This window comes from Bradyrhizobium sp. AZCC 2289 (assembly GCF_036924615.1).
Taxonomy (GTDB): domain Bacteria; phylum Pseudomonadota; class Alphaproteobacteria; order Rhizobiales; family Xanthobacteraceae; genus Bradyrhizobium.
Genome location: NZ_JAZHRY010000001.1, coordinates 2200976 through 2220784, shown reverse-complemented (window position 1 = coordinate 2220784; position 19809 = coordinate 2200976). Strand labels below are relative to the sequence as shown.

Below are 19809 nucleotides of genomic sequence, written 5' to 3'. Positions count from 1 at the left end.
CGCCAAGCCAACTTTTGGGTATGGCCCGACGGCAGGGTCCCACACCCAATAGAAACTGTCATCAGGCACCTTGTCCCGTCAGCCGCTCTCAGCCCTTCACCAAATCCCCCAGCAAATTCGCCCCCACCGTCAGCTTGGCGAGCGTCAGGCCGCTGGTAGCGATCTCCTCGACCGAACGGCGGATGCGCGCAGCTTTGGGATGGGCCGCGAGCCAGTTCTCTGCGGCCTGGTGGCCGGATTTGCCGTTTGCAAGCATATCGGCGACCAGTCTTCTTTCGGCGGCGGCGATCTGGTCAACGGCGCGGTCGATGGCGAGACGTTCGAAAAAATCGTTCGCCGTCACGCCGCGTGCGGCGGCGATGATGCGGTCGAGACCGAAATAGGCCTCGGCGGCGAAGAAGGTCGTGGCGGTATCGCCGATGACACGGTTGGTGCGTTCTGCGACCGTTACGATATCGGGTGCGGAGACCAGGGTGTCGAGATCGGCAAGTTCGCCGGCAAGTTCCGCCGGGACGCCGCCATCGGTCAAGTCTTGCCGGTGCTTGCTGCGCGCGGCCTGGATGTCCTGCGGCAGGGCATTGTCGAGCCCGGCGGCGATCTCACGGATGCTGGGGCCGAAGCGCGAGATCACGGCTTCCAGACCGGCGCTGAAATCAACATTGCGCACATACCAGACCACGCGGGAGTGCAGCAGATCCTGAACCGCGGCGTAGAGGCCAAGCTGCAATTGACCGTCGATCCTGTTGTCGAGCGCATCAATCGCGTCGTTCAGCCGATTGAGGCCGTAGGATTCATCCACCGCCACGAAGGCCATGGCGATGGTGGGCACGTCGGCATCGGTCTCGTCGATCAGGCGCACCACGCAAGCCGGTCCGCCGCGATTGATCACGGCATTGGCGAGATTAGTGGAGATGATCTCCCGCCGAAGGCGATGGAATTCCACCGAGTCGGGGAATTTGTCCCGAACCTCGCGTGGGAAGTATTGGGACAATTCGCGGGCGAGATAGGGATCGTTGGGCACGCCGCTGGCGAGCAGATCATCGTAGAGCGTCAGCTTGGCGTAAGCGAGCAGCACGGCAAGTTCCGGCCGCGTGAAGGGCTGACCGCGCCGCGTGCGCTCGGTGATCGCCACATCGTCCGGCAGGAACTCCACGGCGCGGTCAAGGAGGCCGCGTTGCTCCAGTGATTGCATCAGGCGGGCGAGGAAGCCGTTCTCGGCCACACCCTTGCGTTCGGCCAGCGAAAGCGCCAGCGTCTGCAGATAATTGTTGCGCAGCACCAGCATGCCGACCTCGTCGGTCATGGCGGCAAGCAGGCTGTTGCGATCGCTCTCGCTGAGGCGTCCATCGCGTTCGGGGCGCGCCAGCGCGATCTTGAGATTGACCTCGACGTCGGAGGTGTTGACCCCGGCCGAATTGTCGATGGCGTCGGTGTTGAGCTTGATGCCTTTCTGTGCCGCTTCGATGCGGCCGCGCTGGGTCGCGCCGAGATTGGCGCCTTCGCCGACCACCCGGGCGCGGACATCCGCGCCAGTGACACGGATCGGATCATTGGTGCGATCGCCGACCTGATCGTCGCTTTCCCCCGAAGCGCGGATATAGGTGCCGATGCCGCCAAACCAGAGCAGGTCGACGCGTGCCTTGAGGATTGCCCTCATCACCTCGAAGGGTGTGGCTTGCGGCCTATCGAGATCGAGCAACGCCCGCACTTCCAGTGCGAGCGGAATTGCCTTGAGCGAACGGGAGAACACACCGCCGCCCTGCGAGATCAGCGACTTGTCATAGTCCTGCCAGCTCGACCGGGGCAGGTTTAACATGCGCCGGCGCTCGGCATGGCTGATAGCCGGGTCGGGCGAGGGATCGATGAAGATGTCGCGGTGATCGAAAGCCGCGACCAGCCTGGTCGCCGGCGAGAGCAGCATGCCATTGCCGAAGACGTCGCCGGACATGTCGCCCACACCGGCCGCGATGAAGGGCACGGTCTGGATATCGGCGCCGAGCTCGCGGAAATGGCGCTTGACGGCTTCCCACGCACCGCGCGCGGTGATGCCCATCTTCTTGTGGTCATAGCCCTGGCTGCCGCCGGAGGCGAAAGCATCGCCAAGCCAATGGCTCTTCTCGGTCGAGATTGCGTTGGCGATGTCGGAAAAGGTGGCGGTGCCCTTGTCGGCGGCGACGACGAGATAGGGGTCATCGCCATCGTGCCGCACGGTATTGTCGGGCGGCACGATGGTATCGCCATCGAGATTATCGGTGAGTTCGAGCAGCGAGCGCACGAAGATGCGATAGGCTTCGGTGCCTTCGGCCATAAAGGCATCGCGATCGGAGGGTGGCGGCAGGCGTTTGGGCACGAAGCCGCCTTTGGCGCCGACCGGAACGATGACGGCGTTCTTGACCTGTTGTGCCTTGACCAGGCCGAGGATCTCGGTGCGGAAATCCTGCGGCCGGTCGGACCAGCGCAAGCCGCCGCGCGCCACCTTGCCGAAGCGCAGATGGATTCCTTCGACACGCGGCGAATAGACGAAAATCTCGTAAAGCGGCCGCGGCGCCGGCAGGTCCTCGATCTTGCGGGCTTCGAATTTGAAGGAGATCACCGGACGCGGATGCCCGTCCTGGCCGATCTGCCACAGATTGGTGCGGATGGTGGCCTGCACCAGATTGGTGAAAAGGCGCAGGATGCGGTCTTCGTCGAGCGAGGCGACCGATTTGAGTTGCTCCTCGATCTCGGCGAGGATGATCGTCTGGCGTGCGGAGCGCTCGGCATCGGTGGCGACGAGGCGCGGGTCGAAGCGGGCCTGGAACAGAGCGACAATGCTGGTGGTGATCGCGCTGTTCTTACGCAAAGTCTCCCACATATAGTCCTGGCTGAACGGCGCGCGGATCTGGCGCAGGTAGCGGGAGAGGGCCCGGATCGCCGAAATTTCGCGCCAGCTCAGGGCGGTCCGCAGAATGAGGGCGTTGTAACCGTCGGATTCGGTGCGATCACCTGCCACCGCCATGATCGAGGCTTCCAGGCGATGGTTGAATTCCGTGTTGATAACGATCGGCTTGCCGTCGTTGGCCTCGATCGTCATATCGTGCAGCCAAACCGGGGCGGGTGCCGGCGTCGCGCTGGGCACTATCTGATAGGTGCGTTCGTTGACGACGCGCAGGCCATGATTTTCGATCACCGGCACCCGGTAGGACAGCGACATGGGCGCGCCGCGCGAGAAGACCTTGAGGCCGAAGCGCGTCGGATCGTCCTCGCCCTCGATCCGGTAGACCGAAATCGCCACCGGACGAGCCGAAGTGAGCTTCTCGATGGTCGCGATATCGGTAGTCGCCTGTGAGGTGCCAAAGGCTTCTGTGTAGCCGCCGGTGAAGGCCCGGGCGTAACGGTTGGCGAGCATGCGGGCTCGCATGCCGTCAGTGGAGGTGGCGAGCGCGGCTTTCAGCTTGTCGCCCCAGGTCGCGGCGATGGCGCTGATCTCGGCTTCCAGCGTCGCGCGCGCGATGACAGGCGTATCGCCCTCGTAGCGCCCGATGATGTAGTGGACCCGGACAAGCGATCCTTCGGGGAAAGAGATGTAGGAGGCTGCAAGGCGCCCCTCATAGACTTGCGCCAGAAAGGCCGCGATGCGCGTACGCACATCGGTGTCATATTTCTCGCGCGGAATGAAGACGAGGACGGAGACGAAGCGGTCGAATTTGTCGGTCCGTGCCAGCGCCCGCACGCGGGGTCGCTCATAGAGCACCAGGATTTCCATGACGAAATTGTAGAGCGTCTCGGCATCGACCTGGAAGAGTTCGTCGCGCGGATATTCTTCGAGGATATGCTGGACGGCCTTGCCTGAGTGGCTGTCCGCATCGAAGCCGGCGCGCTCGAGCACCTGCGCCACCTTGTGGCGGACATAGGGGATCTGCCGCGCCGAGCGGGTATAGGCGCCCGAGGTGAACAGGCCGACGACGCGCAATTCGCCTTCGAGCCGGCCGTCGGGCGTATAGAGCTTGATGCCGACATAATCCATGCGGACACGGCGATGAACGCGGCTGCTTACGTTCGCCTTGACCACCATGAGAACGGTCGGCTCGCGCATGAATTCGCGGATTTCCGGCGTCATCACCACCATTTCGGTGCCGCGGCGCAGGACCTTCACATCCGGATCGCGCAAGATGCCGAGGCCTTCGCCGGTAGAGATGTCGTCCGGCGCATCAGTGTCGGGCGAAAAGCGATATTCGCGCAGGCCCAGGAAGGTGAAATTGTCGGCGCAGAGCCATTGCAGGAACTGGCTGGCTTCGGCGACCTCGTCGATCGGCAGCGGCGGGGGACTGGAGCTGAAGGTCTTGATAGCCTGTTCGACCCGGGCGCGCATGGCTCGCCAGTCGGTGACGCAGGCGCGCACGTCGTTGAGCGTTTTGGTGAGGCCTTCGATCAGCTTCTGGCGGTCGGCATCGGCGTCCAGACGCGCGATGTGGAAATGGATCAGGCTTTCGCGCTCGCCTCTTGCCCCATCTGGCAGCGCCTCGCCGTAGAAACGCAGGAGTTTGCCTTGCTCATCGCGCTCGACAGCGATGATCGGGTGGGCGACTAGCGTGACTTCGATGCCCTGCTCGGCGAGCTCCGCCATGGTGGAATCGAACAGGAAGGGCATGTTGTCGTTGAGAACTTCGAGCACGGAAATCTCGCGCCCGTCCGGCATCATCGGATTGATAACGCGGATATCGGCACTGCCCGCCGTGCATCGCTGCACATGTTCCCAGGCCTGTTCTGCGAGGAAGGCCAGGGAAGTCGCATCGTAGTTGGCGAGGTCTTCGATATTGGTGTGGTCGAACAGAAGCTCGGCAAAGGCCCGGGGCGTCTTGCCCGGCTGCATGCTTGCCGCTGCCTCGCGGATCAGGGTCGCGCGAGCTTTGTCGTCACGCCACGCCATAACGTCCTCCCTCTGTAGCCGCGCCGTCTAACCGCAGCGCTATTGTCTGCCTGATATTGGAGTGCAACTTTTGGGGCGCCATTTCCCCTGTTGTTGCAACGCAGGCATCTTGGCGGAGCAATACGATCGTCATCGTGCCGCCAAGTCTCAGCGGACGCAGCAGAGCTAAGGGCCATAGCGAGCACGATCCGCGCTAGCGCGATACGATGCTTGGAAACGACTGGCTTTCCCGTCTTCTGAAATTGTCCGCTTACGGCGCCAGTCTAGAGCTCAATTGTCGTCCTTACTATGTAATTTTGACCGGTTTTGATGCGTTGCATGAGATGCGCGCGGCAAGCAGAGCTTGCCAAGTTCCAGCTTTGCCGCAAAGGAGACCGGCGCATTCAAGCGTTTTGTGTTGCATGCCGTCGACGCCACCGGCATCGTGCACGCGATGCTGTTGCGGATCCAGGCCCTGCTGCTGCCCATCAAGACGCTGGTGTTGAGCGGGCACTGAGTCCCGTCCCAATGCTCCTCGCAGGCCGATTCATAGCGCCGGCAACGCGCTGACGGCGGCGTTGATGACGCCTTCGGTCTCCACGATCACGCGCAGCGTCTTGGAGTCGAAGGCGATGCCGGCCAGCCGCAGGCTGTTGATCTCGGCATCCACCCGCACGCCGTCCTCGTTCTTCTGGAAGTCGGCGATGACGGCGGCGATCTTCCTTTGCGCATTGCCGGCGAACGGCTTGAGGTCGACGATCAATTTGTCCGCCAGCGCTTTTTGCAAATGAGGCATCGCCGCACGCGCCGCGGCTCCCAGGAGGCCGAACGCGGCCTCGGATTCGACCGCCAATTCGACATCGGTCAGCCGCAGCGTCTGCTGCGCCTGATCGAGCACGGGCCGGCCCCAGACATGCACGGTGGCCTCGCCGCCGAGGCCGAGGAAGCTCTTCTTCTCCTTGGCCTTGACCAGCAGCGAGATCAGCAAGCGGTCGCCGGAAGCCGCGACGCTGGCATGTTTGACGGTGACGTCGACCGCCCCCGAGCCGTCCTCGGGAAACGTCTTGCCGACCAGCTGGGCTTCCACCAGCTGACTCAGCGCGACGAACGATATATCGACCGGCAAGCCGATCGAGACGCGGCCCGGCGTCGGCGGCACGATGTCGATCGTCGCCGGGAACGGACAATTGGGCTTGGTCTCGAGCTCCGTGACGCGGGTTTCGGCCTCGATGCCGAGCGTCAGCGTGACCGCCGACGCGTCGACGCGCGGCTGTGCTGCGATCGCGCGGGTCGGCCGCAACTCCAGCCAGAGCGGCGGCACGGAGGTGGCGCCGGTGCCTTGCAGCGGGATCGAGCGGCAGGCCTTGGCCCATTGCGCCCGTGCGTTCTGCTCGAACGCGGTATCGTTGCGCATCCGTGCCTGCACCGCGGCGAGCTGATCGGCGACCGTCTTGTCGATCAGCGGCTTGACCTGTGCCGGAACGTTGACCCGCGCGCCCGCCACCGAAAGGCTGGTGTCGCCGAGGTTCACCTGCGCCGCGAGGTTCGGCTCGATGCGCCAGGCGGCGGCGATTTTCGGCCGCGCGGTGATGACGACATTGCCCTTGATCTCGGCGCTGGCGTTGAGGTTCTTGATATTCACGCTGCCGATCTGCTTGGCGACATTGCCGCCGAGCAGGCTGCCGAGCGCATCGCCGACCGCGCCCGTCGCCTTCGCCGACAGCGAGCCGGTGACGTTGAGGGTTCCGGTCAGCGGCGTTGCCAGCGACAGCACATCCTGCGCGCCGGTCGCCGCGATCGGCCCGCGCTGGGCGGTCCAGCCGATATCGGCGTTCTGCAGGATCTGCGAGATCGGATTCTCGGCCTTGCCGTTGAAGGTTTTTGGCGCGCCGCGATCGGCGGCGTCGCGGATCGCCGACAGCGCAACCGCGACCGGTACCATCACGATGGAGCTGCGCGGCGCCGGCGGCAGCGGCGGCACTTCGACCAGCACGGGACCGCTGACCGTGGCGCGCGGCGCCAGCCAGTCCATTGCCTTCAGGCTGATCAGGAACGAGACCGCGACGATCGCGCCCCCGATCAGAATTGTCTTCAGATGCATCGGCAGACGCATCGTCCCCCCGAACCGATTGAGCCCAAACGGGTTCTACAGGGGAGGGGAAAGGTGCGCCAGTGAGGGCAAATTGATGTCCACCTTGCGGCCGGTATTGCCCGGCAGACACATTTGGGCGATTTCTACCTCACGGGCTTCATCCTTCGAGACGCATCGCTTCGCAATGCTCCTCAGGATGAGGTCTCAGACCCTCATGGCGAGGAGCGCGTCTTCGCGCGCGTCTCGAACCGTGAGGCCCCCGGGGGGAGCGGCAATGTTCGACCAACCGGAAAGCGCTCCAGGCGATCGTGGCCAAAGCGAAAACGGCCCCGGCGAATGCCGGAGCCGCTCTTCCGAGGCTCGAATTCCGGTCGGTTTAGCGGATGGCGGTGCCGAGATCGGCGCGGCGGTCGGTCATCGGCAGCACGATCACCTTGGTGCCGACATTGACCCGCGAATAGAGGTCAGCGACGTCTGCATTGGTGAGGCGCAGGCAGCCCGACGAAACCCGGGTGCCGATGGTCTCCGGCGCGTTGGTGCCGTGGATGCGATAGACCGAGCCGCCGAGATACATGGCGCGGGCGCCGAGCGGGTTGCCGGGGCCGCCGGCCATGTGGCGCGGCAGATAGGGCTGGCGGGCGATCATTTCCGGGGGCGGGGTCCAATCCGGCCATTCCGCCTTCTTGGTGATGGTCTGGGTGCCGGACCAGGTAAAGCCCTCGCGGCCGACGCCGATGCCGTAACGGATCGCCTGGCCGCCTCCGAGCACATAATAGAGATAGGTGTTGGGGGTATCGATGATGATCGTGCCCGGCGCCTCGCGGGTGGCATAGCTGACGACCTGGCGCTTCAGCCGCGCCGGCATCTCGACCACGCTGCCTTCGTCCTGGGACGGGGCGGCCTGAACCGGCGGCGGCGCCGCTTCGGTCTGCGGAATCAGCAGGAAGGGAAACAGCGGCAGCGGAGCGGCTGCGGCGGAAGTGGAAAAAGCGACGGTGCCGATGGCCAGCGCGCCCAAAGCGGCCGCAGCGAGGCGGGTATTCAGCCTGATTGAGTTGAACATTGTCGTCCCCTGTTTTGGCGCCCTGCGCGCCAGTTCGGCGCGTCGTTGGGCAGATCATTACAGGGCAGGCGTTTCGGGACGTTTGCACGAAACCGCCAAAATGGTTTCATCGCGGTAAGGAATTGTTTCTGGACGGTTTCGCGGCAGCGCTGGTTAACGTCGCCTCACCGCAGCGATCTTGCCGTCCCCGGGGACGCGCGGCGGGGCAAATCTAGCCGACGCGCACGCGGGCCACGCCGGCGGCCGAGGCGGTCCCCAGCGTGAGGCGGCGGTCGGTGACGGCGTGATGGAATTGCTCGAGCGCCAGCCCGAGCACGGACAGGTCATCTTCCTGGATCGCGCCATCTTCGTAGCAATCGAGCGCCTCGCGCAGGACGGCGTCCGCCTCGCCCTGCATCTCCGTCAGTTCTTCCGGCGTTTCGGCCTTGCGCGCCCGCGCAAGCAGGTCGAGCAGATTTTCGCGATGCGCGACGTATTGCTCGCGTTCGTCCCGCCTCCAGTAATGCTGCAGCCAGGCGCCCCCCGATCCCAGGCCCGAGAGCAGCAGAATGACGCCCCAGATATAGTCGCTATATTTTTCGAGGAAGGTGCGCTCGGTGCCGTCGATATAGGCCGCCGCGCCCTGGTGTGCCGGCAGCGCCGCGTCCTTGTCGGTGTCCGGCTTTTCGATCTTGGCCGCAGTCGGCAATTCCCTGGCGAGTTCGTGGCGCACCGTGAACAACTGACGGGCGAACGCGCCGACCGCGGTGTCGGACAACGACTTCGGCGCGATGATCAGGTGGTTGACGCTGACGGTATCGATCTTGTCTTCCGGCCGGGCCGGCGATGAGGCGAAAATGCTGCCGGGAATTTCCTCGGCTTCATAGAGCGGATGTTTCTTGGCGATGGCTTCCGAGACATCGACCGGGAGGAATTTCGGCTCGCCGCGCGCGGTGGCCGTCGCGGCGATGGCGTCAGCGGTGATCTTGCTGTCGAGCGGGCCGACCGCCATGAACGCATCAAGGGTCTGGTCGCGCGCCATCTCGGCGATTTGACTGGTGGCGAACTGCGTCACCGCGACCTTGTCGGGATTGACGCCCGACTCGGTCAGGATCACGCGCAGCAGCGTGACATTGGCCTCGCTCCGGCCGATGACGCCGATGCGATGTCCGGGAAGTTCGTCGATGCCCTTGATCTTCGGCGTCGGCGTTTTCTTCGAGCCTTTCGCCGCGAGACCCGACGGTGCCCACAGCACCACGACGTTCTTGCGCAGGATGGCGACGGATTCGGCGTAGGCCGGCAGGTTCAGATCGCCGCGCGCAATCGCAAGGTCGGTCTTGCCGGTGGAGAACAGCGCGATGCTCTCGGTCGCTCCTGCGGTCGTGATCGGCGCCAGCCGAATCGGGCTTCGCTCATTGGCAAAGGTCTGCGCCAGCAACTGGACCAGCTTCTGGTCGTCGCTGCCGGGTGGTCCGACCGCGATCCGCAAGGTGACCGGCCGCAACACGTAATAGACCGTGCCCGCGGCGACGCCGAACAGGAAAATGCCGACGGCGAGGATCAGCAGCGAATAGTTCTTTCGCTTCCGTCGCGGGCGGCGTGCAGCAATGTTTTCGTCGGGGTTTGACATCGTACTGTCACGTTACACGAAAAAACGTGGAAGCGGCCTTAAAAAACAACCTTACAGATCGATGACGTCATACGCCTGAAATATCCATGTCCTTAACGTCAGGAAATTGAGAATCATCGAATCTCGGGTTCCCACGATGCGGATATTGATCGCGACCGACGCTTGGCACCCGCAGGTGAATGGCGTCGTGCGGACGCTGACCTCGCTGGCCCGCAGCGCCTCGGCGCTCGACGCCGAAATTAACTTTCTCACTCCCGAGGGGTTTCCATCGGTTGGAGTCCCGACCTATCCGGGCTTGCGCGTCGCGCTGCCGAACCGGCGGGAGATCGCGCGCCGGATCGAGGCCGCCGCACCCGACGCCGTTCACATCGCGACCGAGGGACCGGTCGGCTGGGCGGTGCGCGCCTATTGCCGCCGCCGCAAACTCGCCTTCACCACCTCCTACACGACGCGCTTCCCGGAATATGTCGCGGTCCGCACCATGATCCCGGCCAGCGTCGGCTATGCGGTGCTGCGGCATTTTCACGCGGCCTCGAGCATGATCATGGTGGCGACCGACTCGCTCCGGCAGGAATTGAGCGCGCGCGGCTTTCGCAAGCTCGGCTTCTGGACCCGTGGCGTCGACACCGACCTGTTCAGGCCGGAGCAGCCGGCGGAACTCGATCTGCCGCGGCCGATCTTCATGACCATGGGCCGCGTTGCGGTCGAAAAGAATCTCGAAGCGTTCCTGGCGCTGGATCTGCCGGGAACCAAGGTCGTGATCGGCGACGGGCCGCAGAAGGCGGCGCTTCAACTAAAATATCCGAAGGCGAAATTCCTCGGCGAGAAAAAGGGTCAGGATCTGACCGCGCATCTGGCCACCGCCGATGTCTTCGTATTCCCGAGCCTCACCGACACCTTCGGCGTCGTGCAACTCGAGGCGCTGGCGTGCGGCACGCCGGTTGCGGCGTTTCCGGTCACCGGCCCGCTCGACGTGATCGCCGATCATCCGATCGGCGCGCTGGATTGGGATCTGCGCAGCGCCTGCGTCCGTGCGCTCGGCATGTCGCGCGAGGCGTGCCGGAATTTTGCGCTGGCGCGTTCCTGGGAGAACAGCGCGCGCCAGTTCATCGGCAATCTGACGGCGTTGCAGCCGAGCCGTTCGCTGCGGCCCGCCCGCCGCGTCGCCGGCACCAGCGCTGTGCAAGGGTAATCGAGAATTCATCGAACGAAAGAGACGAGAACACAATCATGGCAGAAATCATCAAGCTCGACTTCGACCGTGCAATGGTCGAGACCGCCTACGATCGTTGGGCGCCGATCTACGATCTCGTATTTGGCGGCGTCTTCAGCAAGGGTCGCAAGGCGGCGATCCAGGCGACCAACAGGATCGGCGGCCGCGTGCTCGAAGTAGGCGTCGGTACCGGCATCTCGTTGCCGCAATACGCGCCGCACGTCAGGATCTTCGGCACCGACATTTCCGAGGCGATGCTGCAAAAGGCCAGGAAGCGCGTTACCGAGCTCGGCCTCAAGAACGTCGAGGGTCTCGCGGTGATGGACGCCGAGAAACTCGAATTCCCCGACAATTCCTTCGACGTGGTGATGGCGCAATATGTCGTGACCGCGGTGCCGAACCCGGAAGTGGCGCTCGACGAGTTCGCCCGCGTGCTGCGGCCGGGCGGCGAGCTGATCATCCTGACCCGGGTCAGCGCCGATGCCGGCGTGCGCCGCTTCATCGAGCAGCGGCTGCAGCCGGTGGTGCGTCCGCTCGGCTTCCGGACCGCCGAATTCGCCTGGTCGCGCTATGCGCAATGGCTGGCCGGCGCGCGCGGCATGGAATTGGCGGAGCGCCGTCTGGTGCCGCCGCTCGGCCACTTCTCGCTGGTACGATTCCGCAAGATCGACGTCGCCGCCGCCGCGTGAGTCGGAGCAGCGCGGCGCTTTCGCCGTCGCTGCACGGGTTCATATGTCAACATCATGATGTCACATGCCGGACATCGAATCCCTGTAACCATGATCCCGAAAGAATTTTGGGGGAGACAATGATCAAGAACTTCCTGCAGGAACTGCGAACCCAGCGCTGGGACGACCATCGCTACTATCATCACAGCCGCATCAACCAGTCGCTGCACTTCGTCAGTTCGGTGAGCTTCCTGGTCGCCTATGTGATGCTGTTTGTGGATCCGATGGTGTCGGCGCTGCTCGGCTGGCTGGTCTCGATGACGTCGCGCCAGGCCGGCCACTTCTTCTTCGAGCCCAGGGGTTACGACCACGTCAACCACGCGACCCATGAGCACAAGGAAGAGATCAAGGTCGGCTATAATTTGCAGCGCAAGGTCGTGTTGATGGCGATCTGGGCGCTGTCGCCGCTGGTGCTGTACTTCGATCCCACCCTGCTCGGTCTATTCAAGCCATGGGTCTCATTCGCCGACTTCACCCGTCAGGTGGCGAAGGTCTGGCTCGCGGTGGGTATCGGCGGCCTCTTGTTCCGCACCATCCATCTGTTCTTCATCCGCGATATCGAGACCGGCCTGGTCTGGATGACGAAGATTCTCACCGACCCCTTCAACGATTTCAAACTCTATCACAAGGCGCCGCTGTTCCTGTTGAAGGGCGAACTGATCGATCCCGGCCTCGAGAAGCACGTCAAGCACGCCTGAGAATTGACTTCGGATGCCCCTAACGTTCGTCATGCCCGGGCTTGTCCCGGGCATCCACGTCTTGGCGGCACAAAGAAGAAAGACGTGGATGGCCGGGGATAGGCGAGCGGAAGCGACGCCGTCCTTCGGACGGCTTTGCCCGGCCATGACGAGGAATAGAACAGCGGAGTTACCGCAGCCGCTTTCGCGTCAGCATCTCTTTCAGGATCTGCCGCTTGATGCCCTTGTTGGTGAGGGCAGCGTCGTGCCACCACCAGCCGTCGCGCTTCATCTTCTCGGCGGCGGCGACGAAGCGGTCGGCTACCGCGGCAAAGTCGGCATCCGTATAGTTCAGGCTGAAGATCAAGCGGCCGCTTCCGACCCAGCTCAGCGCGAGCCCTTCGGCGCGCAGGTAATATTGAAGCATCCAGTTGTAACGGGACGGCTCGGTATAATGCACCATCCAGATCGACGACAGATTGCTGACCCGCACCGGGAGATCGGCTGCGGCCAGCCTGTCGTTCAACGCCTTGGCGCGCCCGTTCCAGGTTTCTTCAAGTCCGATATAGACCGAACGGAAATTGGGACTGGCGAGCCGGCCGAGGAATTCGTCCATCGCCGTCATGACGTAGGGGTGCGAGTTGAAGGTGCCGCGGGCAAAGCAGACGTCGGCCGGCCGGTCGTCGCGGAACCGGCGCATCAGATCCTTGCGGCCGCAGACCACGCCGACGGGCAACCCGCCCGCGAGACTCTTGCCATAGGTCACCATGTCGGCGCGGATGCCGAAATATTCCTGCGCGCCCCGGTGCGCGAGGCGGAAGCCGACAAAGACCTCGTCGAAGATCAGCACGATGCCGCGCTCGGTGCAGACCTCGCGCAGCTTCTTCAGCCATGCCGTGTAGGCGTCGTGATCGAACTTTCCGATTCGCGAACTGTCGACCAGCGCGGAATCGCCGGGCGCGTTGGCGTTGGGATGCAGCGCCTGCAGCGGATTGACCAGCACGCAGGCGATGTCGCGGCGCGTCTTCAGGACATGCAGCGTCCGCTCCGACATCTCGGCCAGCGTGTAGGTCTCGTGCGGCGAAACAGGATTGCCGACGCCGGGCTGCACGTCGCCCCACCAGCCGTGATAGGCGCCGGCGAAGCGCACCAGATGCGAGCGGCGGGTGTGATAGCGCGCGAGCCGCACCGCCTGCATCACGGCCTCGGTGCCGGACATGTGGAACGAGACTTCGTCGAGGCCGGAAATCTCGCACAGCCGCCGCACATTGTCGGTTATGACGGGATGATAGGGCCCGAGCACCGGCCCCAGCACATGCGCGCGCTCCTCGGCCTTGGCGATGCACTCCTTGTAGAAATCGTTGCCGAAGATGTTGACGCCGTAGGAGCCGGTCAGGTCGTAGGACACATTGCCGTCGACATCGGTGACGGTGACGCCGGCCGAGGACTGCACGAAGGTGCTGGTCGAAAGATGCTCGCGCACCAGGCGGCTGTACTGAAACGGCACCCGGTAGGCTTCGGTGAATTGCAGGTCGGAGATCCGGCTGGCCGCCTCCGCCGTCATCTGCCGGCCCTTGGCGTAGCGTTCGCCGTAGCAACCGGCGAGGCGGAAGAAGCCGTCCTGGCGCTGCATCGCCACCGCGGACGGCGCGCCGTCGGAGCGGAAGAAATCGTCGATATCGAATTCGTAATGCGGCACCAGGCGCGCGACCATCCTGGACATCTTGGAATGTCCGGTCAGCGAGCGGTGCTTGGCCCGCGACAGCGCCAGCCGCGCCTGCAATTTGGGGAAGGTCACCGCGGCGCCGGCAATCGCGGCGGCGGACAGCGACAGAATCGAAAGGGGCGAATCCATGCCACCAGCGCTAGCTAATCCAGCTAACAGAATAATGACAATCCGGGGCCTGATATCCAGCCTGACCCAGCAGGAGGACCTGAACTTCCTCTTGACCAACCGCATCCCGCGGGCGGCGCTGACCCGGTTCATGGGCTGGTTCGCCAAAATCGAAAATCCGCTGCTGCGCGACGCCTCGATCGCCTGCTGGCGGCTGTTTTCCGATCTCGATCTGTCGGAAGCGAAGAAGACCGAGTTCAAGAGCCTGCACGATTGTTTTACCCGCGAGCTTCGCCCCGGTCTGCGGCCGGCCGACCCCGATCCCGCCGTTGTCGCCAGCCCGAGCGACGGAATCATCGGCGCGTTCGGAAGGATCGAGGATACAAAACTGTTTCAGATCAAGGGCGCGCCCTACGCGCTGCTCGATCTGCTCGGCGACCCCGCCTTGGTGGAGCAACATCGCAACGGGCGCTTCGTCACCCTGCGGCTGACGTCGAGCATGTATCACCGCTTCCACGCGCCCTACGATTGCCGGATCGAGCGGGTCAGCTTCATCCATGGCGACGTCTGGAACGTCAACCCGATCGCGCTGAAGCGGGTCGAGCGGCTGTTCTGCAAGAACGAGCGCGCGGTGCTGCAAACCCGTCTTGCGTCAGGCGAGGCGCTGACGCTGGTGCCGGTCGCCGCCATTTTAGTGGCCAGCATCCGGCTGCATTTCCTCGATGTCACGCTCAACGCGCAAAGCAAGGGGCCGGTCGTGTTCCCGTGCGATGCCAGCGTCCGCAAGGGCGATGAACTCGGATGGTTCGAACACGGATCCACCATCATCGTGCTCACGCCGGATCATTTCGAGTTTTGCGACAACGTCATGGAAGGCGCGCGCATCCGCGCCGGCGAGCCGCTGCTGAGAAAACCGTCGGCGTAATCTCGATTCCGCCGCGCGCTTCGCTATATAGTGGTGATCGCAGCAAAATTCGAAATCCCAAATTTGGGAAGAGAGATGGCGCGGACGCCTGTTCTGGCGGCGGGAGGCATTGTGCTGCGGCTGGAGGACACGCCGCTGATCGCGGTGGTGCGCCTGCGCAAACGGAACGAATGGGTGTTGCCCAAGGGCAAGCTCGACGACGGCGAGACGCCGCGTGCGGCGGCCGAGCGCGAGGTGATGGAAGAAACCGGACATGATGTTGCCGTGCACGAATTTCTGGGAACGCTGGTTTATGAATCCCGCGGAGGCGCCAAGGTCGTGCACTATTGGCGCATGGACGCCGGTCGCGATCCGGTTCGCGAACTGATGCGCGACGTGAAAGCGGTCGAGTGGTTGCCGCTTGCGGATGCAGTCGAGCGGCTCTCGCGCGGCTATGAGCGCGCGTTTCTCGAAAATGTCGGGCCGATCGCCCTGCAGGCCGCCGGCAGTGTTGCCGAAGCCGACGGTTCGGCCGGGGTTGGGTTCGAACCGCGCGAGATCGTTGCGGTGGGCGATGACGTTCCAGGCCCGCGCAGAAGCTTCGCGCAACGAGTCAGGGACTGGCTGCGGCGCGCGGCCTGAGTCTTGCGCCACGCGAAATCGTCAGCGACGTTTTTCCTTCGGCGGCTTACCGCCCCTGGGCGGAGGCGGCAATCGACGCGGCGGCGGCGCCGGCCGGTTTTGCAATCCGGGCCGCTGCAGGCCGGGCGCGACAGGTGCAATGCCGGGCGGATGCGGCTGGGCTTGTTGCGGCACGCCCGGCTGCGGCGTGGCGGGCTGCGGCGCGGCCGGCGGACGAGCGCCGGGTTGCCGCACGCTTGGTGGCTGCACGCCTTGTTGCTGCCCACCTGGCTGCTGCACGCCCGGCGGCTGAACGCTTGGCTGTTGAACGCCGGGTTGCTGACCGCCTTGCTGCTGAACACCTGGCTGCACACCGCCCGGCGGCTGCGAACGCGGCAGTGGCGTGCCGCCGGGTTGACCGGGCAACGCCTGGCCTGATCGCGGCGGCACCGTCGCTTGTCCCGGCTGCGGCTGGGTCGATCCCTGCCGGTTCGGCGCGCCCGGTTGTGGCGGCTGACCGGGACGATTTGGCTGACCGGGCTGCGGCGGTTGTCCAGGACGATTCTGTTGACCCGGCTGCTGCGGGCCCGTCCGGTTCTGTCCCGGCACGCCGTTTGGCTGTTGCGGGCCGGATCGGCGCGGCGGGTTGCCACGGATCACGCCGGGATTGGCGCGGCGGAACGCGCGCTGCTCGTCGACGACCTGCCGGCCGACGGTCTGTGCAGCGTGAACCTGACGCACAAAACCCTGGTCGCGCGCGATTTGTTGCGGCGAAATCGTCAGCGGCACCGCGGCGACGCGCGCGCCTCCCACGCCGGGCCGGATGTTGAAGCCGCTGGCGCCTTGGGTCAGGAAGCCGAGCCGCGCGCCGGCGCGGTCGTTGACCTCGATCCGTCCGACCTTGCCGTCGGCGTCGGGATAGAGCTTGATCGCGACATTGTTCGGATTGTTGGCGGCCGCGCCTTGCGGCACTTCGACCAGGCCGGTGGTGCCGCGAATACCGAGCGTTGCGGTCGGCGTGGTGATTTTCATGTCGCCGGTCTTTGCCACCGACGCGGCCACGAAGGCCACGGTGCCCTTGGCGACGTCGAATATCGCCGAGTTGTTCTTGCCGCCGTCCTCGTAGACGTAGTTGTCGATCGTGATCTGCGAACTGGCCTTGAGGTTAAAGGTGGTGGCGTCGTTGAAGGTGACGCCGAGCGTCGAACTCGCCGCGGTCTGCACCAAATCGTTGAGATAGATGTCGTCCTTTGGCTTGAGCGGCGTGGTCTCGTTGCTGCGGGTGACGCTGGCGCTGCCGGTCAGGGTTGCGACATTGCCGATCGGCTCCTCGACGGCGGGCTGGGCATCGGCGGCCGGTGCGGCGGGATTGGGTGCAACGGGCGCCGGTGCGGCAGGCGCCGCGGGTTGCGCCGGTGCGGGCTGTGCCTGCGCCACTTGCGTGATGTCATCAGGTGCGGCGAAAACATCCGTCGCGCCGACGCAGCAGACGATGAGCAGGAGCGCGAATGAAAACCAGCGCCGCATCACGACAGATTCCGGGCAACGAGGGATTGGACGAAGAGCGGAGGGGGATATCAGCCTTGCCGGGCTGAATGCAGGATGAACGTGGCCGTTTTGTTGTCACGGCCGGCCAGAACGATGAAGCGCCACCCGGATTCCTGGCCGTGGCGCATTGTGACTTTATAATGGATCGGTCAGCCGCGCTTGTTCCGCATTTCGTGGCGAGGTTTTCAGAGCGTCATTCCGGGATGGTCCGAAGGACCAGATCTCAAATGCGCAATTGCGCATGAGGGAATCCTTGGATTCTCAGGTGCGCAATTGCGCACCTGGTTCGATGCTTTCGCATCGCCCCGGAATGACGGCTCGAGGCGCGTTTAGCTGACGCGTTTCCAGGTCTGGCCGCCGCAGAACATGCCGCCGAAGGCGCAACCCTGAACCTTGAGGGAATTGGTGCCCTTCAAGGCGATCGTCGAGTCGTAGTTGCGGCCGCTGTCCGGATCGTGAATCCGGCCGCTCCATTTAGAGCCTTCCGGTTTCATGTTGATCAGGATCTTCTCGCCGGACTTCTCGGCATAGCCGCAGAGATTGGCGCCGCACTCTTCGATGCGAACGTTGCCTTTATTCTCTTCGGTCGCCCAGACGCCGAGCGGCGTGGTCGGCGCAGGAGCGGGTGCGGCGGCGACCGGAGCCGGCTGCGGCACGGGTACAGCGATTGCGGCAGGCGCCGAAGCCGAGGGCGCAATGTCGTTGGCCACGGGTGCGGCGGTGGCAACCGTGGTCTGGGCCGGGGCTGGCGCCGCGGTGGTCGCTGCGGGCGCAACGGGTTGGGGTGCTGCGGCCTGAACGGGAGCGGGGGCGGGCGCCGATTTTGCCGGCGGCGGACTGGAGACGGTATCGTCATCGTCGTCGGCGTGGTTGGACTTGAAGCCCTTGAAGCCCGGCGCCGAAATCTTGATGCAGGACAGCGAGTCGCAGTTACGCGGCGCTTCGATGTGGATTTTCTGGCCTTCGATCTCGAACGAAATGCCATTGCCGGCATGCGCTGAGGTGGTGGCCATGAACAGCGCGGCGAGAACAATGAGCTTCTTCATGCGAGCCTCCTGGGCGGCCGGTGAATGCGTTGGCGCTAAACTTGCCAAGACCCTACGCGCCGTGAACGGTCCGTTCCGTGATGTGCGTCACGGGGAGGGTGGGTGACCCAAATCACATCCAGGACGGCCTCGATCGGCCTAGTTTCTCCGTGCTACCGGGGAGGTTGCGATGCGACGATTCTGGTTTCTCGCGCTGCTGATGGTGCTCAGTCCGCCCGCTTATGCGGGTTCGTTCTCTTTCTCGATCGGCGGACATCGGATCCACATCGAATCGTCGAGGTATTGCCGTTCGACGTCATGCGCTTCGGTATCGATCTCTGGCATCTATCAATCGCGCCGCGATCGTGACCGTTATGATGACGACAATCGCGATACGGTCGATCCGGTGAAGGCGCCCGCGGCGCCGACGCAAACCGCTGCGCCGATTATAGCGGCCGCACCCGCCAACAATCCCGCCGTTCAGCCCGCTGCCGCCGCGCCGCCGCCGGCGGTGTTCAAACCGGCGGCATCCACGACGCAGATCGTCGCCGCGCCGCCGCCACCGCCGCCCGCTGCGCCGCGGGTCGAGAAGCCGGCCGAAGCCGTGCGGCCCGCGCCCGCTGCCACGCCGCCGGTCCTGAAGGTCTCGCATCACGTGCAGGACATGGAGGATGAGCCGGCCGACACGCCGGTCGGCGACTGGCTGACCGAGGCCAAGGGAACGGTTCGCATCGTCAAATGCGGCCGCGCGCTGTGCGGCTATGTGCTCAACACCTCGTCGGACGACAAGGGCGAGGCGGTGCTGGTCAACATGAAGCCGAAGACGGACACGCGATGGACCGGCAGCGTCTACAGCCACGACAGCGGCGATACTTACTACGGCACGATGGACATCAAGGGACGAAACACGCTCCGCATCGAAGCCTGCGCGCTCGGCCGGTTCTACTGCTCGGGCAACAACTGGACCCGGATCACAGCCAGGAACGAGCCGATGATGTCGTCGCGGCAGACATTGCCGGAGCCGCGGTCGTAGCGAGCATGTCGCGGCGCCGTGTGCGCCGCCGACGTTTCCGATTTGTAATCGATGCGGTTCGAACCGCTCCCTCCATCGGATGCGACCGATAGCTGAAACGCTATTCGCCCGAGATGGAGACCGATCATGAAAGGCCTGAGCCTGATTGCCATGTTGTTGCTGGGCAGCGCGATCAACGCCCATGCCGACAACGACGTCTATAACAATACCCTGAAACAGCCGCGCGGCGACGATGCCCTGCACGCCGACACTGCGATATGCGATGCGCAATTCGGCGCACCCCGGAATGGCGTGCCGACATCGCGGGCCTACAAGAGCTGCATGCGCGCGCATGGCTGGCGCTTCAGCCATACGATCCGCGAGCGGGCGAAGCGCGACGATCGCTATCCCGATCCCGATAATCCCGGAATGATGTGCAGGGATTTTACGATTGGCGGTGTCACCGGATCAAGCTGTTCGAATTTTGACTAGCGGGATTGAACCGGGCTTTCTCTCGGTACCGTGCACGGGGCACACGACGGCTGATGCACATGATAACGCCCGGTGGAGGGACCACCGGGCGCCAACGTTCAGT

Annotated in this window: 14 protein-coding genes and 1 pseudogene; 8 read left to right on the top strand and 7 right to left on the bottom strand. The window is 64.3% G+C overall.

Annotated features, from left to right (window positions below; genetic code table 11):
• Positions 1 to 88: 88 nt before the first annotated feature.
• The gene (locus tag V1289_RS10810; RefSeq protein WP_334396933.1) at positions 89 to 4909 is read right to left on the bottom strand and encodes an NAD-glutamate dehydrogenase; all 4821 of its coding nucleotides are present in this window, start codon (positions 4907 to 4909) and stop codon (positions 89 to 91) included.
• A gap of 361 nt (positions 4910 to 5270) precedes the next feature.
• Between V1289_RS10810 and V1289_RS10805 the strand changes: the two are divergent.
• Positions 5271 to 5405: pseudogene (locus V1289_RS10805) on the top strand (HlyD family secretion protein); the annotation flags it as partial.
• Positions 5406 to 5435: 30 nt separating this feature from the next.
• Here the strand turns inward: V1289_RS10805 and V1289_RS10800 are convergent.
• The 3 genes from V1289_RS10800 to V1289_RS10790 form a co-directional block, all read right to left on the bottom strand.
• A complete protein-coding gene (locus tag V1289_RS10800; RefSeq protein WP_334396932.1) occupies positions 5436 to 7001 on the bottom strand; it encodes a DUF4403 family protein in 1566 nt (521 codons plus the stop codon).
• A 355-nt stretch (positions 7002 to 7356) separates the two neighbouring features.
• Positions 7357 to 8043 carry a L,D-transpeptidase gene (locus V1289_RS10795; RefSeq protein WP_334396931.1) on the bottom strand — a complete coding sequence of 229 codons (687 nt, stop codon included), beginning with the start codon at positions 8041 to 8043 and terminating at the stop codon, positions 7357 to 7359.
• Between the two features lie 211 nt (positions 8044 to 8254).
• On the bottom strand, positions 8255 to 9652 hold the full coding sequence (locus V1289_RS10790; RefSeq protein WP_334396930.1) for a TAXI family TRAP transporter solute-binding subunit: 1398 nt from the start codon (positions 9650 to 9652) through the stop codon (positions 8255 to 8257).
• Positions 9653 to 9788: 136 nt separating this feature from the next.
• Here V1289_RS10790 and V1289_RS10785 point away from each other — a divergent pair, with 136 nt between their 5' ends.
• The 3 genes from V1289_RS10785 (at position 9789) to V1289_RS10775 (ending at position 12291) form a co-directional block, all read left to right on the top strand.
• Entirely contained in the window at positions 9789 to 10844 is a 1056-nt protein-coding gene (locus tag V1289_RS10785; RefSeq protein ID WP_334396929.1) for a glycosyltransferase family 4 protein, read from the top strand.
• Positions 10845 to 10882: 38 nt separating this feature from the next.
• Complete coding sequence (locus V1289_RS10780; protein ID WP_334396928.1) at positions 10883 to 11554, top strand: class I SAM-dependent methyltransferase; 672 nt, start codon at positions 10883 to 10885, stop codon at positions 11552 to 11554.
• 119 nt (positions 11555 to 11673) lie between these two features.
• Positions 11674 to 12291, top strand: coding sequence for a hypothetical protein (locus V1289_RS10775; protein ID WP_334396927.1), 618 nt, complete (start codon positions 11674 to 11676; stop codon positions 12289 to 12291).
• 169 nt (positions 12292 to 12460) lie between these two features.
• Here V1289_RS10775 and V1289_RS10770 read toward each other — a convergent pair whose 3' ends face one another.
• Positions 12461 to 14125 carry an aminotransferase class III-fold pyridoxal phosphate-dependent enzyme gene (locus V1289_RS10770; protein WP_334396926.1) on the bottom strand — a complete coding sequence of 555 codons (1665 nt, stop codon included), beginning with the start codon at positions 14123 to 14125 and terminating at the stop codon, positions 12461 to 12463.
• A gap of 34 nt (positions 14126 to 14159) precedes the next feature.
• On the opposite strand from V1289_RS10770, the gene asd reads away from it, so the two are divergent.
• Together asd and V1289_RS10760 are read left to right on the top strand one after the other, a co-directional pair.
• Complete coding sequence (gene asd / locus V1289_RS10765; RefSeq protein ID WP_334396925.1) at positions 14160 to 15029, top strand: archaetidylserine decarboxylase; 870 nt, start codon at positions 14160 to 14162, stop codon at positions 15027 to 15029.
• A 75-nt stretch (positions 15030 to 15104) separates the two neighbouring features.
• The gene (locus tag V1289_RS10760) at positions 15105 to 15650 is read left to right on the top strand and encodes an NUDIX hydrolase (protein WP_334396924.1); all 546 of its coding nucleotides are present in this window, start codon (positions 15105 to 15107) and stop codon (positions 15648 to 15650) included.
• Between the two features lie 21 nt (positions 15651 to 15671).
• Here V1289_RS10760 and V1289_RS10755 read toward each other — a convergent pair whose 3' ends face one another.
• Both V1289_RS10755 and V1289_RS10750 read right to left on the bottom strand, forming a co-directional pair.
• A complete protein-coding gene (locus tag V1289_RS10755) occupies positions 15672 to 17156 on the bottom strand; it encodes a FecR family protein (RefSeq protein WP_334396923.1) in 1485 nt (494 codons plus the stop codon).
• A 350-nt stretch (positions 17157 to 17506) separates the two neighbouring features.
• On the bottom strand, positions 17507 to 18223 hold the full coding sequence (locus V1289_RS10750) for a DUF2147 domain-containing protein (RefSeq protein WP_334396922.1): 717 nt from the start codon (positions 18221 to 18223) through the stop codon (positions 17507 to 17509).
• 169 nt (positions 18224 to 18392) lie between these two features.
• Here V1289_RS10750 and V1289_RS10745 point away from each other — a divergent pair, with 169 nt between their 5' ends.
• Entirely contained in the window at positions 18393 to 19235 is an 843-nt protein-coding gene (locus V1289_RS10745; protein ID WP_334396921.1) for a DUF2147 domain-containing protein, read from the top strand.
• A 126-nt stretch (positions 19236 to 19361) separates the two neighbouring features.
• On the top strand, positions 19362 to 19706 hold the full coding sequence (locus V1289_RS10740) for a hypothetical protein (protein WP_334396919.1): 345 nt from the start codon (positions 19362 to 19364) through the stop codon (positions 19704 to 19706).
• The last annotated feature ends 103 nt before the right edge of the window (positions 19707 to 19809 follow it).

Bases quoted from the DNA above. Each gene is read 5' to 3' on its own strand.
- V1289_RS10810 (WP_334396933.1), bottom strand. From the start codon at position 4,909: ATGGCGTGGCGTGACGACAAAGCTCGCGCGACCCTGATCCGCGAGGCA.
- V1289_RS10800 (WP_334396932.1), bottom strand. From the start codon at position 7,001: ATGCGTCTGCCGATGCATCTGAAGACAATTCTGATCGGGGGCGCGATC.
- V1289_RS10795 (WP_334396931.1), bottom strand. From the start codon at position 8,043: ATGTTCAACTCAATCAGGCTGAATACCCGCCTCGCTGCGGCCGCTTTG.
- V1289_RS10790 (WP_334396930.1), bottom strand. From the start codon at position 9,652: ATGTCAAACCCCGACGAAAACATTGCTGCACGCCGCCCGCGACGGAAG.
- V1289_RS10785 (WP_334396929.1), top strand. From the start codon at position 9,789: ATGCGGATATTGATCGCGACCGACGCTTGGCACCCGCAGGTGAATGGC.
- V1289_RS10780 (WP_334396928.1), top strand. From the start codon at position 10,883: ATGGCAGAAATCATCAAGCTCGACTTCGACCGTGCAATGGTCGAGACC.
- V1289_RS10775 (WP_334396927.1), top strand. From the start codon at position 11,674: ATGATCAAGAACTTCCTGCAGGAACTGCGAACCCAGCGCTGGGACGAC.
- V1289_RS10770 (WP_334396926.1), bottom strand. From the start codon at position 14,125: ATGGATTCGCCCCTTTCGATTCTGTCGCTGTCCGCCGCCGCGATTGCC.
- asd (WP_334396925.1), top strand. From the start codon at position 14,160: ATGACAATCCGGGGCCTGATATCCAGCCTGACCCAGCAGGAGGACCTG.
- V1289_RS10760 (WP_334396924.1), top strand. From the start codon at position 15,105: ATGGCGCGGACGCCTGTTCTGGCGGCGGGAGGCATTGTGCTGCGGCTG.
- V1289_RS10755 (WP_334396923.1), bottom strand. From the start codon at position 17,156: ATGCGGCGCTGGTTTTCATTCGCGCTCCTGCTCATCGTCTGCTGCGTC.
- V1289_RS10750 (WP_334396922.1), bottom strand. From the start codon at position 18,223: ATGAAGAAGCTCATTGTTCTCGCCGCGCTGTTCATGGCCACCACCTCA.
- V1289_RS10745 (WP_334396921.1), top strand. From the start codon at position 18,393: ATGCGACGATTCTGGTTTCTCGCGCTGCTGATGGTGCTCAGTCCGCCC.
- V1289_RS10740 (WP_334396919.1), top strand. From the start codon at position 19,362: ATGAAAGGCCTGAGCCTGATTGCCATGTTGTTGCTGGGCAGCGCGATC.